Source organism: Lactobacillus sp. ESL0246, assembly GCF_003692965.1.
Classification (GTDB): domain Bacteria; phylum Bacillota; class Bacilli; order Lactobacillales; family Lactobacillaceae; genus Lactobacillus.
Genome location: NZ_REHC01000005.1, coordinates 46,849 through 60,686, shown reverse-complemented (window position 1 = coordinate 60,686; position 13,838 = coordinate 46,849). Strand labels below are relative to the sequence as shown.

Below are 13,838 nucleotides of genomic sequence, written 5' to 3'. Positions count from 1 at the left end.
CGTTCGTCCTGAGCCAGGATCAAACTCTCATTTTTTAATGTTTGTTTGAATGTTTGCTCATTCGTTCCAAGATTTGCATCTCGGATTTATTTGCTTGCGAAATTGACTTCGCTCTTTTGTTTGGGTTTTTATACCCGCACACTTTTGCGAAAACATTGTTCAGTTTTCAAGGTACTACCCGCGCTCCTTTGTCAGGAGCGCTTTTATAATTTATCAGATCTTGTTCTCTTTGTCAAGAACTTTTTTTCTGTCCGCTCTCTGCTCTTTCAAGCAGCAACGTTTATCATCTTACTAAATCAGCTTTCCTTTGTCAAGCTTTTCTTTCAAATGTTTTTGTCCTCTTCGCTTCTGTCTCTTTGACTTTCGCCCGACGACAGTTATTTATATTAGCAACCTTTTTCTTCTTTTGCAAGCTTTTTTTGAAATTTATTGAAGTGACTTGCAAAGCATTTCATGATAAAGTTGTTATATCAACGTTTATAGGAGGTTTTTAAAATAAAAAAATTTGATTTAGCAATTATTGGTGCTGGACCTGTTGGGCTTTTTTGTACTAGTTTTGCAAATTTACATGGCTTAAAAACTGTAACTTTCGACTCATTAAAGAAAGTTGGTGGACAGCCTCAAATGCTGTATCCTTTTAAAAAAATATTCGATATACCTGTCTTTAATCAAATTACTGGTGCCGCTCTTATTCAGCAACTGCATTTAACTGCTAAGAAAAACAGTGATTTTGTGTTAGATCATAAGGTAAGAGCAATTCAAAAGCACGAGAATAGTTTTATTATTGACAATGAATTTGAAACGCGAAGTGTCGTTATTGCAACAGGTAATGGTGCGTTTTCACCAAGAAAGTTCCCACTAAAAATGAGTGAAGCAGTTGAAAAAAAGGTTCATTATTTTATTAAAGAGCCACATCTATTTACTAATCAAACCATTGGCATTTTTGGAGGTGGTGATTCTGCTCTTGATTGGGCACTTGAACTAGCAAGCCAAAATAATACTCACGTAAAAATAATTCATCGGCGTAACGAATTTCGCGGATTGGAAAAAAACGTTCAACAGTTAAAAAGTTTAAAAAATGTTGAAATTATAACGCCATATCTTCCTAATTCTATTGCAATCAGGAATAATCAACTTGAAGTGGAGCTAAAGCAAATAGGTAATAAAGAAATTATTAGTCATCAGTTTGATCAAATTATTGTTGCTTATGGATTCCGTAGTAATAACAATTTTGTCAGCAACTGGGGAATTAACTTAGTTAATGGTCAAATTAAAGTTTCACGCGAAATGACCACTAACGTCCCCGGTATTTACGCCATTGGTGATGCTGTGACCTATCCTGGTCGCGTTCCTGTAATTGCGCTCGGCTTTGGAGAAGCTCAAATCGCAGTTACTTCCATCATGCGGTTCCTCTTTCCTGAAAAAACCTTAACAGTTCATTCAACAAGTTTATAGGAAGGTAGCCTTATGCCCATAATCAATTTTATTCTTCACATTGATCATCATTTAATAGAAATAGTTAATCAATTTGGTAACTGGACTTACTTGATTATTTTCAGCATTATTTTTGTCGAAACTGGCTTAGTAATCTTCCCATTTTTACCAGGAGATTCACTAATCTTTGCAGCAAGTTCCATGGCCATCAATCAAAAATACAACCTTAACATTTGGTTAATTTATTTAGCCGTTTTATTGGCGGCAATTCTAGGCGATGCCTGCAATTACGAAATTGGTGCATATTCAGTTAATGCCGGTTCTAAGCATTCTTGGTTTAACCGATTAATCAACCAAAAAAATCGTTTAGCTGCAGAACAATTTTTTAATCGCCATGGACCAATTACGATTGTCATTGGTCGATTTATCCCATTTATCAGAACTTTTGTACCCTTTATCTCTGGTGGTAGCAAGATGCATTATGGCAAGTTTGCACTATATAATATAATTGGTGGAATTGTTTGGAGTGGATTATTCACAATCATTGGCGCTATTTTTGGTAATATTCCCCTAGTTAAAGAGCACTTTTCTCTGTTGCTTATTGCAATCATTCTGATTTCGGTTTTACCTATTGCAATGATTGCTTTAAAAAAACAATTTAATCAAAAAAAGGAGCTTCATTAAGAAGCTCTTTTTTTAACGTTGTAACAACTGATCAGCAAAATACAGTTCATAAATTATTCCCCAAACTGCAAAACAGGCTGCAAAAAAACCTTCTGTAAGCACATTAATAATGGGATCAGTTTCCGGATCAAACAACCAAGTATTACTTCCAGCAAAAAACAGGTGGTGAAAAGTTACAAAAAATTGATCAAAATTTGCTAATGCAAATGGCAATACGACTATTGGTAAAACCAATAATAAAAGTGCTGAAACTTTATTTAATTTAAGTGCCTTACTGTTTTTGTGTTTAACAAAAAAGTGAATCGTTAAACAACATAAAAAAGCCACAATTGCTAAAATAAACAACCTTTTAACTTCTGCAAAATGTTGAGCAGCCATTGGTGAAGTTCGAAAATTACTCATTACTAGCTTCTTATCAAATGGACAAACCAAATACTTCAGCAATTGATTATAATTTGCCATAACTTGACCCAATGACAAATTGACAGTTCGGTTGGTCTTTTGAACAATTACAAAAACAACTAGTAAAGGCCAACTTGCAAATAACGCTCCAACTACACTACTGGTAATTGCAAAAATAAAATGATAAAAAAACGTCAATAAACCACTTTTGATTTTCATAATTTAAACTCATCCAAGTTGTTAACGACAAATGTCGGCTGTTTTTGATCAACAATATCTTTTCTTTGTGTAATTCCAGAAGTAACTAACAATTGATCAACATGACTATTAAAACCTGCCTTAATATCAGTTTCATAATTATCACCAACTAGTAATGCATTTTCCTTAAGACAATGCATTTTCACTAGTAATTTATCTATAATAATTTTGGATGGCTTCCCAATTATAAGTGGTTTTTTTCCACTTGCAGCCGCTATCATTGCACATTGCGCACCATTTCCAGGCATTAGTCCTTGATCACTAGGCAAATTCAAATCCCCATTTGTACTAATAAAGATTGCACCGTTTCTAATAGCATTAGTTGCAACTTGAACCTTATGATAAGTCAAATCAGTATCCATTCCCACAATTACATAATTTGGATTTTCTTCATTTAATTCAAATTGTGAATGTTGCCAAAACTCATTCCAAAGTCCAACTTGCCCAATCAAATAAACACCAATTTTACCAATTCGGTCTTTTTCTTGATCTAAAAGAAAGTCAATTGTTGCCATATTAGGAGTATAAATATGAGTTGTATCTGTTTTTATACCGTGTTGAGCCAATTTTTCAACTACCATCTGCGGTGTTCGTGTAGTGTTATTGGTTAAGAAAATATAATCTTTTTTTGCTTGATCAAGTCGCTTAATAAAACGGACTCCTGCTGCAATTGTATAATTTCCGCGATAAATGGTTCCATCAAGATCAACTAAAAATAAACGGTAATCCTTCACTTAGTTACTACTCTTTCTTTTTTTTATAATAAAAGAATGGTGAATTCCAACTTCTTTTGACATTTTCCCGGTTTCGCGTTTTTTAAAATGAACCATTGGTTGATGATGACGATAGGACAAATTATTATCCTTTCTAAGACGTGCACTCTGTCTATGCTTTTTAGTGCTTCCCCAATTTTTTCGACTATCAGTTTTATAATGATGAACAGGGGTCAATAATTGTAAAACAAAATACGGTCCCCCTGGATTACAAAATTCCATTAAATAATCTGCTATTGCACGTTGCTTGCGATCAATAGCAGTTTGAACGTTGTCTTTATAAAAACCCCTAAGCCGTAAATGATCACTAGAAACATCCCCGACTAAAAAATCATACTGATCTAAGTAGGGATCATATTTTTTACGCAAAACGTCTAAATTGATAGCTTCTTGTTTATTTACAAGAATTTGGTAGAGCTGTTTATTAATTTTTAAATGGTCACCATTTAAGGTCACTGAAGCCAGTGAATGTCTCAACGGTTGTTGTTTGGTAAATTTATTATCATTATTAACTTTATCTGTCATAAGTTCTGCTCCCAGCTAAAGGATATTTTTGTGCCAAATAGTTACCCACAACTTCACGCAAAAATTGTGGGAACAAAAATTCATTTTCTCCAACAATTGCAAGTGTAGGGAAAAAGGGAACCAAAACATAATGATCTAAAACAGCAAGCTCATATTTCTTAACTGGATCAATTTCTTGGTTATTTACAAAAACTGTACGATTGATTGGATCAAATTTAATGCCACGATAATGCATTTGACCAAATACTTCTCCTCGAAAGCTCATTCCTTGAAGATGAAAGCGATCTAAATAATGACGGTTCTTTTCAATTTCCATCACTAAGCGCCATAAATCACAGCCCTTTAGCCTCGTTCGCACTACATGCATTGAATGTGGAAGTGATTTTTGTAAATCATACTTAGTTATCACACCTGACTTAAATGGTGTTAAGAATAATCCTGAGCTAAGCATCGCTAAATTTGTGCCCGCAAAGTTTGCAATTGCATCCATCGAAACACGAATAGCAGCATCATTATTTTCTTCGTATTTGTGCGGTAATTTTGCAACTGGTTCACGCGACAAGATTTTTCGACCGTGTTCAAAATATCCATGCACCAATTCTTTATCACATGGTTTAGTTTCCATTAGATTAGTTGACTCAACAGATGGTGTAATCATTTGGATATGGTGCTGATCATCAATTTCAACGTACGTATTACCAACAAAATTTCCCCATTTACCAGTTTGTGTAATCCAAACTCCATTAACCTTCTCACCATGCTTTAGCAAATCATGGCTATGTCCACCAATAATCAGATCAATTTGAGAATAATTTTTAGCTAAAAAACGGTCCATATTCAAACCAACATGTGTTAAAAGAATTAAAATATCATATTTCCCAGTAATTTTAGGCAAAACTCGATCCATTGTTTCTCGCAGCATTTTTACATGCCAGTGATTCGGTTTATAAGAAAGCGGATAAGCAGCGGTTAGTCCTATTAGTGCAATTCGTGTTCCTTTTTTTGTCCGCATAATCTTATAATCATGTGCCCAATGTGGCATACTTTCGTCTTCCTCACGTAAATTTGCAAGTAGCACTGGAAATTGAGCATGATCAAATAAATGTTCAACAACTTCATGTGAATTGGAAATCCCTTCGTTATTACCAATTGTAACAGCATCATACTTAAACGAATTCATGAATTTAATATTTGCTTGTCCCAAGGTAGCATCCGTTAGTGGATTAGAACGGTCTAAAAAATCACCGGCATCAAATGTCAACACTTGATCAACCGATCGATCTTGTTGAGCCGCATGCAGATAGCGTCCAATTTGAGGAAAATGCTCAAAATGCGAATGCAAATCATTTGTATGTAAAATACGAATTTTTTCCATTTTTATGTTCTCTATCCTATTTTATTTGATCTTAAAATTAAATTATATGTATCTAAAATTTTTCCCTCTGGTTTTTCCCATTCTACCCAGTTGGGATTCTTCCAATCAGCTTCATTAGTTAAAGTTTCTAATTTGTAATTTTTATTAATATATTCTTCGTAAGTGATCAAGGCTTTTGTACGTGGTATATTTAATTGCAAAATTCTAACATTTTTGATTAATCCTCGATCAACGGCTAACTCAGCAATTCCGTTTTGATCAATATTGGAAATTTCAAAATATTTACTACCATCATTACGAGTGATTTCTTCAATTAAATCCAATTCTTCATATTGTTGATTCATTAACTATCCCTACATAAACTTAAACAGTGATATATAGCAAAAAATGTGTAACCATGCTATTGTAATATCTAATAGAGGTGTACACATGAAACATAAAAGCCTGCTGATTGCAGCTCTCTTTTTTAGCATAATCTTTTTAACAACTAGCGGTTTCACCGTTGTCGGTCATCGAGGCGACCCTAGCAAATATCCTGAAGAAACTATCCAAAGTGACGATTCCGCCTTTAACTCAGGCGCTGATTACGTTGAACTCGACCTTCATTTATCCTCAGATGGTGTGGCTGTGGTATCGCATGACGATGACTTATTCCGAGTTACCCATACTCCTGCCATTGTATCACAAAATACTTGGCACGCACTCAGTCAATTAACTTATGATAATGGCGAACATGTATTAAGTCTGGCTGAGTTATTTGCACATTATCAACATAGACCGCAAGCTAAGTTTATTTTAGAAACCAAAATTGATCATTCACTTGATTCATCTTATATGCTTGAAGATGAAATTGCTGCTACTGTCAAAAAATATCACATGGAAAAACGAATAATGATTCACTCATTTTCAGCAGCAAGCCTTTTTCATTTTCGTGAAATTTTGCCTGATTCATATCTAATTCTAATTGTTGGCAGTCTTAAAAGAATGAATTTTAGTAATTTACCACAAGTTAATGCTGTTAACGTTTCTTCTGATTTAATTTTAAACCACCCCTGGCTGATACATTGGCTGCATTTATTAAATAAGCAGGTCTTTGTTTGGACTGAAATGGATGAATCCCCCAGCTTGTGGCATTGGCTTATAAATAAAAATATTGATGGTGTGGTTACTAATTTTCCAAGTACTGGCTTTAAGTATAAACTTGCTAAAGAAGGATCTCGAAAATATGATATTCATCGTAAAGGAATCTATTTTGGTAAAGTAAGAACAGCAACCATGATGAATCCTTATGTTCGACATAAACAGCATAAGTATGTATATCCCGGACAAAATGTTAATGTGATGTACGGTGTTCGCGTTCACAATCAGCTCTACTATCAAATTGCAAATCAAACATTTATTTCTGCTGAATTTGTTAACCTCGATTTAAAACCACAGGATGTGGCTCCTTATCAGAATAAACAAATTTTAGCAAAACCTAAATCATCCGTAATGATTTACCGTTACCCAGAAAATCAAGCAAAGACATCTCAAAAACTTCCTGCAAATCGACTCTATAAAATCCAGAACTTTAATGGCAGTCCTAAAAGCATGTGGCTACGGATTTCATCTGGTTGGATTAGAGCTAAAGATATTCTCTTTTACGGATTCTTCGACGACACTTCTTGGCAACAATATCGCCACCTACCACGAATGAATCGCTACAACAATCTTGCACTAACTGCTTATCAACCAGTTGAACCACCAGCAGTCCTTTCAATTAAGCAACAACTAAATATAATTAATCACATAGCAATATAAAAAGCGATTTACTAATACTGTAAATCGCTTTTTATTGGTTCAAAACTAAAATTATTCATTTGTTGTACTTTGCTTTTTGAGCAATTCGTATGGTAATTCTATTTGTTTATCACTAATTTCTTCATTGTTCATCATCTTTGTTAGCAATCTCATCGCAACTGCACCAATATCATACAAAGGTTGACGAATTGCTGTTAAAGCTGGCCGCACTACCGATGCAACTTGAGTTGCACTAGTCGTAATGATTTCCAAATCCTTAGGAACATTCATTCCCGCATCAATTGCTGAATTTAAAATTCCAACAGCCGTAATATCATTTGTAACAATAACGCCATTAATATTATCACGCATTAATTGAGAAAACAGGTTATAACCATCTGAATAATCTTTAATATTATTATAAATATGTCCCTTACCTAGATTATGCTCTGTCATAAATTTATTATAAGCAACAATACGATTATCAGTATTAACAACTGTGCTGGAATTATCCAAAACAAGGGCTAAATTTCTTTTCCCATCGTTATACAACAAATTTAAAGCTTCCGTGTCGGCTTTTTTATAATCAATGGTTACGGATGGAAATTCATCATGTTTGTCCTTAGTTCCAGCCAAGACTACCGGTGTAGCTGTTCGTTTAAAAGCTTCAACTGCTTCATCTGGAAGATTGTCTGACATATAAATTACACCATCAACTTGCTTATTCAATAAGCTCTGAATCGCTTGATCTTCTTTCATTAAACGATTTTCAATACTTGTGATAATAATATTGTACTTATATAAAAGAGCAATATCATCAATTCCTTTTGACAATTCAGCAAAATATAGATTGGTTAAATCCGGTACAATTAAGCCAACAGTTGTGGTTCGTTTGGAAGCTAATCCTTGAGCCACGGCATTAGGTTGATAATGCAGCCGCTTGATTACTTCCATTACTCGATCGCGCGTATCTTTGCGCACGTTAGTATTACCATTAACAACACGTGAAACTGTGGCCATTGACACCTTAGCTTCACGAGCAACATCATAAATTGTAATATCTTGTTTACGCATCCTCATTCCCCTATCTTAATCTTAAATACTAGTATCAAATTTAGCATGCTTTTTATCTAATTGCAAGCGTTTCCAGCTATTCTTTCATTTTTTCAGGTCAAGAACATGATATAATTTTCCTAATTAATCGATTAATTTGAAAGGATTAAAAATGAATTTAACCAAATTACAAGAATGGCTACAAAGTTCTGGTAACGATGTGGCTTATATTTCCAATCCAACCACAATTGCTTACTTTACCGGTTATGAAATGGAACCTCATGAACGGATTTTCTGCTTATTAGCATTCAAAGATCAGGAACCATTTGTTTTTGTTCCCGCTCTAAACATCGAAGAAGCGAAAAATTCCGCTTGGAATGGTGATGTTTATGGCTATCTCGATTCTGAAAATCCTTGGGCAGTTATTGCTGATAAAATAAAAAGCCGTACTTCAGCATACCAAAAATGGGCGTTAGAAAAAAATAATTTGTCTGTAGCTCATTATCAGCTTATCCATGAACAATTCCCCGATGCTAATTTTGATGGTGATATCTCAAATTTTATTGCCAAAATTCGTTTGTATAAAACTCCAGAAGAAATCAAGCAATTACAAGCAGCTGGCCGTGAGGCTGATTTTGCATTTCAGATTGGTTTTGATGCAATTAGAACTGGCGTAAGTGAACGCTACATTGCTGGACAAATTGAGTATCAATTAAAAATTCAAAAAGGGGTAATGCATGAAAGTTTTGAAACAATCGTACAAACGGGTACCAACGCTGCCAACCCACATTTAGGACCAACAATGGATAAAGTCAACCCCCACGAATTAGTTCTATTTGATTTGGGAACTATGCATAATGGTTATGCATCCGACTCTAGTAGAACAGTTGCTTACGGTGAGCCAACCGCCAAACAAAAAGAAATCTATGAAATCGATAGAGAAGCTCAACAAGCAGCAATTGAGGCTGTTAGACCAGGGATAACTGCTTCTGAACTTGATAGCGTTGCTCGCGATATTATCACTAAAGCTGGTTATGGTAAATACTTTATTCATCGTCTCGGTCATGGTATTGGCAAAGAAGTTCATGAATATCCATCAATCGTACAAGGCAATGATTTAATCATTGAGGAAGGTATGTGCTTTTCAATTGAACCCGGCATTTATATTCCAAATGTAGCTGGCGTCAGAATTGAAGATTGCGGTGTAGTTACCAAAAATGGTTATGAACCTTTTACCCATACCAGTAAAGAATTACGTATCCTTGATTTAAAAGATTAAGCTAAAGTTCGTAACAAAATATAAAAATGCATTAATGGAAAATATGATTTCCATTAATGCATTTTTTAATAGATAATTTTATTTAACCAATAACCTTATCTTCCGGATGATTTAACTCATTCTGGTTATTGAAATCAGAAGGATTTTCGGCATTTTGCAAATCATCAACAGAATCTGCAAAATGATTTTCAATTGAACTATCATCTGATGAATTGTCAATTACAATATCATCAAAATCTTTTATCTCTGAATCATCATCAACATCCTTTGGAAATGATGATAGCTGATTCTTAACTATTTCTGTACCGTTATCGTACTTTTTCTTCAAATCCTGAACTGTTTCATTATTCTTAACTTTTTGTTTTAATTCATCAATTTGATTATCGGTAACAAGTAGTGAACCAGCCAAAAAGCCTGCTGCACCACCAATAACTGTCCCCAATATAAAACTTGTAATTTTTTTCATAAAAGTATCTCCTTTTATTAATCTGCGCCCTTACGACGTCTACGCCGTGCATACATTGATGTTAAAGCAGAAGACATAACACCGTTACGTTTCAAATGAAAACCACTAATTCTCTTTGCTAGTCTGCGTGTGGATGCATTAACATCTGAAACACTTTCACTCACATCTGCAGCTGCCTGCGCTACTGGATCCATAGTCTTCATCTTCACATTAACATCTGCCAGAAGAACATTCGTCTTATCTAACAAATCACTAGTTTGATCAAGTAACCCTTCAATCTCCTTAGTAACTTGCTGAATTGACTCATTAGTAACCTGGATTGTTTTATCTGCTTCTTTGGTCGCCTTTGCAATTCTGATAAGTACCGGTATCATAAAAAGTACTAAAATTAATAATGCAACGGCAGCAATTAGTCCTGCTAATGCACCATAAGAAATTGTCATCTTCTACCTCCAATTCTGTACCTAAAAAAAGTCTAGCATGAAAACACTTTAATCTCAAACCATATGTGATATTTTGATATAGTAAAACATAGAGTGTAAGAAAGGGCAAGAATCATGAACAAAATATTCCAAATTAATAAACGAGCTTTAACTTTTAATTGGGACAGATTAGGAGAACAAGTCCTCACTATGATGTGGCAACTAGCAGTTTCGACTCTAGTTTTTTATATTATTTACCGCCTTGGAAAAAAAATAATCGGTCATTATTTAAAACACGGCAAACGTCCACAAACTAAAAGATCGATGACGGTAACAGCTTTAATTAACAGTATTTTCGAATACACTGTTTTGTTCTTTTATTTATTTGCTGTTTTATCAATTCTTGGAATTCCAATCGGAACTTTATTAGCTAGTGCGGGAATTTTTTCCTTAGCATTAGGTATGGGAGCACAGGGCTTTGTGAGTGATTTGGTCAACGGCTTTTTTATTTTGAGTGAAGACCAGTTTGATGTCGGTGATATTGTCCAAATTAATAACCAAACTGGTATTGTAATTCAACTTGGTCTAAGAACTACTCGACTCAAAGCCGCTGACGGATCAATTATTTATATTCCCAATCGTAATATCTCAATCGTACAGAATTTAGCCCATGGTGGGTTTGGTCTTGACATTGAACTTCAACTAAAAGTAACCAATGACTTTACTAAGGTTCGACAACTAATTGAACAGGTAAACCATAATGCTGGGCTAATTAAAAAAGTATTGGTTCAAAAGCCTCAAATCATTGGAATTACTGCTCAAGTCGCTCAAACAGTAAACTATGTTATTCACTTTCAAGTTATACCTGGAAAAGAAAAAGAAGTACATGACCAATATTTAGCGACATATTTAAAAGTATTACAAGAAAACGAAATTACTCTTGCTAGCTAAAAAGGTGGTAGTCTAATCAGACTAACCACCTTTTTATTTAGTATTAAACTGAGCTAACCAACTTGGAAAAAGTTTAAGCAATTTTTGAAGTGCCTTACCTCTATGTGATAAACTATTCTTTTCATCTACTGACATTTCTGCAAAAGTTTTATCCATTTCATCAACATAAAATAATGGATCATAGCCAAATCCATCTTTACCTCGTGGCATAGTTAAAATACGTCCTGAACATTGCCCAGAAACCACTAAGTCTTGTTCAAAAGCATTCGGCATTGAAACCACAATCGTGGTATTAAATTTAGCAGTTCTTTTTGACAAAGGTACCCCACCTAATTCAGCTAATAACTTTGCATTATTTTTGTGATCATTGTGCTCCTCACCAGCATAACGAGCAGAGTGCACTCCTGGACCCCCATCTAATTCATCAACCATTAATCCAGAATCATCAGCAATTGTTATCAAGTGACTAAAATTTGCAAGAGCATGCGCTTTTAATTTGGCGTTTTGCTCAAAAGTTGTCCCATATTCATCCACAAATGGCGGATTAATTAGATCCGCATTGGTGATTATCTTTATATTAATATTGGCGTTTTCAAAAGCCTTTTTTAGTTCTATTGCCTTTCCTTGATTAGTTGTCGCAAATAATACTTTCACTGATTATTACCCACTTTCTAATAAATGCAGCACTGTGCATGAAATTCAGGTTCATTGAGCACAAGTTTTCCTAATTCATTCACTAAATTAACATCGCCAGTAGTGTAATACTCATGTCTGCCAATAGGAGAAGTTTCATTTAGCAAATGCTCATGTTGTAAAATATCATAAGTATCTTGGGCAACTTGGTCAGCCGGATCAATTAACCGAATTCCAGGTCGAATACACTGGTTAAATTCTGCTTGAATAATCGGGTAATGTGTGCATCCTAAAACAAGAGTATCAATATCTAACCCATTAAGTGACACAAATGTTTCTTTAATGGCTTTAAGATATGCATTGTGTCCTGCTTTTTTTTCTATAAGTGGAACCAACTTCGGAGCTGCAAATTCATTTACTCGGATATCATGACGTTGACTAATGATTGCTTCTTGATACGCATGCATTGCTGTCGTCATCTGTGTTGCTATGACCGCAACATTATTATTTCTAGTTGCTTTTATTGCCGACTTAGCTCCTGATTGAATAACTCCAATAATTTGTACACCAATCCGCTTTTGAATTGTCTTCATTGCCACTGCTGTTGCAGTATTACAAGCAAAAACAATTATCTTAACATTCTGCTGCAACAAAAATTTTACACTTTGCCAAGTTAACGCAATAATTTCATCTTTGGACTTGTTACCGTACGGAATATGCGCATTATCGCCGATAAAAATAGTTGACTCGTTCGGCATTTTTTGAATAAACTTTTTAACTACTGTTAAACCACCAACACCAGAGTCTAAAAGACCGATTGGTCTCTTATCCATATTATAAATCTCCTTAAATATTTTCTACTTTTATCAATTTTACGGTAAAATAGAAGAAAATAAAAGGGATGACTTCTTAATGCAAAGTAATAATCAACATAGTGAACATGTATATTTTGTCAATCAGCTATATCGTGACTTTTTATTACCAGAAATTCTAGGCGAGGATAATGAAGAAATTCTTTACTGGGGTGGCAAAAGAATAGCACGTAAATACGATTTAACTTGTTTTGACGATATCAATAGTTTTTTTGCCACAACTGAATTTGGTACCTTAACTAAAGTTAAGGAACGACGTACAGAAATTATACTAGAATTAAGTGGTCAGAGTGTGACTGATCGATTAAATAGTGGTAGCCATGAATTTTCTTTAGAGTCAGGCATTATTGCCGAAGGAATACAAAAAGAAACTGGACGCACAGCTGAATGTGAGTTACAAATTGATAATAAAAAGAAAAAAGTTCGTTTAATTGCTAAACTCAATTAATTTATTGAGTATATTAATTGAGCTTTTTACCATTTTTGTAATGTTATTAATGTAGAGGAGAGGAATTAAGATGCTAAAAGAATTCAAACAATTCATCGAACGTGGCAATGTTATCGATTTAGCTGTTGGTGTTATTATCGGTGGGGCTTTTACTAATATTGTTAATTCATTAGTAAAAAATCTGATCAACCCGCTAATCGGCTTATTTATCGGCCGAATTGACTTATCTAATTTGATGTTTAAAGTTGGTAATGCATCGTTTAAATATGGGGAATTTATTAACACAGTAATTAACTTTTTGATTATTGCATTTATTGTTTTCCTACTTGTTAAAGCCGTTAACAAAGTTACCCACCCAGCTAAGCAATCTGCTGGTCCCACAACTGAAGATTACTTGAAACAAATTTGTGATTTACTAAAAGGAAAAAATAAGTAAAAAGTCTATGTAATACTGTTTACCAGACAAAAAAGACGTCGAGTTTTC

At 34.3% G+C, this 13,838-nt stretch carries 17 protein-coding genes; 7 read left to right on the top strand and 10 right to left on the bottom strand.

Annotation, left to right across the window (positions count from 1 at the left end):
- The first annotated feature begins 516 nt into the window (after window positions 1–516).
- Window positions 517–1,455, top strand: coding sequence for an NAD(P)/FAD-dependent oxidoreductase (locus tag F5ESL0246_RS01690; RefSeq protein ID WP_369916898.1), 939 nt, complete (start codon window positions 517–519; stop codon window positions 1,453–1,455).
- Window positions 1,456–1,467: 12 nt separating this feature from the next.
- Window positions 1,468–2,118, top strand: coding sequence for a VTT domain-containing protein (locus tag F5ESL0246_RS01685; protein ID WP_122017828.1), 651 nt, complete (start codon window positions 1,468–1,470; stop codon window positions 2,116–2,118).
- Between the two features lie 12 nt (window positions 2,119–2,130).
- Here F5ESL0246_RS01685 and F5ESL0246_RS01680 read toward each other — a convergent pair whose 3' ends face one another.
- From F5ESL0246_RS01680 to F5ESL0246_RS01660, 5 genes are read right to left on the bottom strand one after another with little or no spacing between them, the layout of a single operon-like run.
- Window positions 2,131–2,739: a TIGR01906 family membrane protein gene (locus tag F5ESL0246_RS01680; protein ID WP_122017827.1), complete on the bottom strand. Its 609-nt coding sequence runs from the start codon at window positions 2,737–2,739 to the stop codon at window positions 2,131–2,133.
- Window positions 2,736–3,512: a TIGR01457 family HAD-type hydrolase gene (locus F5ESL0246_RS01675; protein ID WP_122017826.1), complete on the bottom strand. Its 777-nt coding sequence runs from the start codon at window positions 3,510–3,512 to the stop codon at window positions 2,736–2,738. Before F5ESL0246_RS01675 ends, F5ESL0246_RS01680 begins: the two co-directional genes overlap by 4 nt.
- A complete protein-coding gene (locus F5ESL0246_RS01670) occupies window positions 3,513–4,076 on the bottom strand; it encodes a YutD family protein (protein WP_122017825.1) in 564 nt (187 codons plus the stop codon).
- A complete protein-coding gene (locus F5ESL0246_RS01665) occupies window positions 4,066–5,451 on the bottom strand; it encodes a bifunctional UDP-sugar hydrolase/5'-nucleotidase (protein WP_122017824.1) in 1,386 nt (461 codons plus the stop codon). Before F5ESL0246_RS01665 ends, F5ESL0246_RS01670 begins: the two co-directional genes overlap by 11 nt.
- Window positions 5,452–5,462: 11 nt before the next feature.
- Entirely contained in the window at window positions 5,463–5,795 is a 333-nt protein-coding gene (locus tag F5ESL0246_RS01660; RefSeq protein ID WP_122017823.1) for a hypothetical protein, read from the bottom strand.
- A gap of 85 nt (window positions 5,796–5,880) precedes the next feature.
- Here F5ESL0246_RS01660 and F5ESL0246_RS01655 point away from each other — a divergent pair, with 85 nt between their 5' ends.
- Entirely contained in the window at window positions 5,881–7,251 is a 1,371-nt protein-coding gene (locus F5ESL0246_RS01655; protein ID WP_122017822.1) for a glycerophosphodiester phosphodiesterase, read from the top strand.
- 51 nt (window positions 7,252–7,302) lie between these two features.
- On the opposite strand, the gene F5ESL0246_RS01650 is transcribed toward F5ESL0246_RS01655, so the two are convergent.
- Window positions 7,303–8,304, bottom strand: coding sequence for a substrate-binding domain-containing protein (locus F5ESL0246_RS01650; protein ID WP_122017821.1), 1,002 nt, complete (start codon window positions 8,302–8,304; stop codon window positions 7,303–7,305).
- Window positions 8,305–8,455: 151 nt separating this feature from the next.
- Between F5ESL0246_RS01650 and F5ESL0246_RS01645 the strand changes: the two genes are divergently transcribed.
- Complete coding sequence (locus F5ESL0246_RS01645; protein ID WP_122017820.1) at window positions 8,456–9,562, top strand: Xaa-Pro peptidase family protein; 1,107 nt, start codon at window positions 8,456–8,458, stop codon at window positions 9,560–9,562.
- An 82-nt stretch (window positions 9,563–9,644) separates the two neighbouring features.
- Here F5ESL0246_RS01645 and F5ESL0246_RS01640 read toward each other — a convergent pair whose 3' ends face one another.
- Complete coding sequence (locus F5ESL0246_RS01640; RefSeq protein WP_122017819.1) at window positions 9,645–10,028, bottom strand: YtxH domain-containing protein; 384 nt, start codon at window positions 10,026–10,028, stop codon at window positions 9,645–9,647.
- Between the two features lie 17 nt (window positions 10,029–10,045).
- Window positions 10,046–10,471 (bottom strand): DUF948 domain-containing protein, encoded by a 426-nt coding sequence (locus F5ESL0246_RS01635; protein WP_122017818.1) that lies wholly within the window; start codon window positions 10,469–10,471, stop codon window positions 10,046–10,048.
- 114 nt (window positions 10,472–10,585) lie between these two features.
- Here F5ESL0246_RS01635 and F5ESL0246_RS01630 point away from each other — a divergent pair, with 114 nt between their 5' ends.
- Window positions 10,586–11,401: a mechanosensitive ion channel family protein gene (locus tag F5ESL0246_RS01630; RefSeq protein WP_122017817.1), complete on the top strand. Its 816-nt coding sequence runs from the start codon at window positions 10,586–10,588 to the stop codon at window positions 11,399–11,401.
- 33 nt (window positions 11,402–11,434) lie between these two features.
- On the opposite strand, the gene F5ESL0246_RS01625 is transcribed toward F5ESL0246_RS01630, so the two are convergent.
- Both F5ESL0246_RS01625 and murI read right to left on the bottom strand, forming a co-directional pair.
- On the bottom strand, window positions 11,435–12,055 hold the full coding sequence (locus F5ESL0246_RS01625; protein ID WP_122017816.1) for an XTP/dITP diphosphatase: 621 nt from the start codon (window positions 12,053–12,055) through the stop codon (window positions 11,435–11,437).
- 17 nt (window positions 12,056–12,072) lie between these two features.
- Window positions 12,073–12,867 (bottom strand): glutamate racemase, encoded by a 795-nt coding sequence (gene murI, locus F5ESL0246_RS01620; protein WP_122017815.1) that lies wholly within the window; start codon window positions 12,865–12,867, stop codon window positions 12,073–12,075.
- A 79-nt stretch (window positions 12,868–12,946) separates the two neighbouring features.
- Here murI and F5ESL0246_RS01615 point away from each other — a divergent pair, with 79 nt between their 5' ends.
- Both F5ESL0246_RS01615 and mscL read left to right on the top strand, forming a co-directional pair.
- Window positions 12,947–13,354: a YslB family protein gene (locus F5ESL0246_RS01615; protein ID WP_122017814.1), complete on the top strand. Its 408-nt coding sequence runs from the start codon at window positions 12,947–12,949 to the stop codon at window positions 13,352–13,354.
- A gap of 70 nt (window positions 13,355–13,424) precedes the next feature.
- Window positions 13,425–13,790, top strand: a complete 366-nt coding sequence (gene mscL, locus F5ESL0246_RS01610; protein ID WP_122017813.1) for a large-conductance mechanosensitive channel protein MscL — start codon at window positions 13,425–13,427, stop codon at window positions 13,788–13,790.
- Window positions 13,791–13,838 lie beyond the last annotated feature (48 nt).

Coding starts and splice junctions, on each gene's coding strand:
- F5ESL0246_RS01685 (WP_122017828.1), top strand. CDS start 1,468: ATGCCCATAATCAATTTTATTCTTCACATTGATCATCATTTAATAGAA.
- F5ESL0246_RS01680 (WP_122017827.1), bottom strand. CDS start 2,739: ATGAAAATCAAAAGTGGTTTATTGACGTTTTTTTATCATTTTATTTTT.
- F5ESL0246_RS01670 (WP_122017825.1), bottom strand. CDS start 4,076: ATGACAGATAAAGTTAATAATGATAATAAATTTACCAAACAACAACCG.
- F5ESL0246_RS01665 (WP_122017824.1), bottom strand. CDS start 5,451: ATGGAAAAAATTCGTATTTTACATACAAATGATTTGCATTCGCATTTT.
- F5ESL0246_RS01660 (WP_122017823.1), bottom strand. CDS start 5,795: ATGAATCAACAATATGAAGAATTGGATTTAATTGAAGAAATCACTCGT.
- F5ESL0246_RS01655 (WP_122017822.1), top strand. CDS start 5,881: ATGAAACATAAAAGCCTGCTGATTGCAGCTCTCTTTTTTAGCATAATC.
- F5ESL0246_RS01650 (WP_122017821.1), bottom strand. CDS start 8,304: ATGCGTAAACAAGATATTACAATTTATGATGTTGCTCGTGAAGCTAAG.
- F5ESL0246_RS01645 (WP_122017820.1), top strand. CDS start 8,456: ATGAATTTAACCAAATTACAAGAATGGCTACAAAGTTCTGGTAACGAT.
- F5ESL0246_RS01640 (WP_122017819.1), bottom strand. CDS start 10,028: ATGAAAAAAATTACAAGTTTTATATTGGGGACAGTTATTGGTGGTGCA.
- F5ESL0246_RS01635 (WP_122017818.1), bottom strand. CDS start 10,471: ATGACAATTTCTTATGGTGCATTAGCAGGACTAATTGCTGCCGTTGCA.
- F5ESL0246_RS01630 (WP_122017817.1), top strand. CDS start 10,586: ATGAACAAAATATTCCAAATTAATAAACGAGCTTTAACTTTTAATTGG.
- murI (WP_122017815.1), bottom strand. CDS start 12,867: ATGGATAAGAGACCAATCGGTCTTTTAGACTCTGGTGTTGGTGGTTTA.
- F5ESL0246_RS01615 (WP_122017814.1), top strand. CDS start 12,947: ATGCAAAGTAATAATCAACATAGTGAACATGTATATTTTGTCAATCAG.
- mscL (WP_122017813.1), top strand. CDS start 13,425: ATGCTAAAAGAATTCAAACAATTCATCGAACGTGGCAATGTTATCGAT.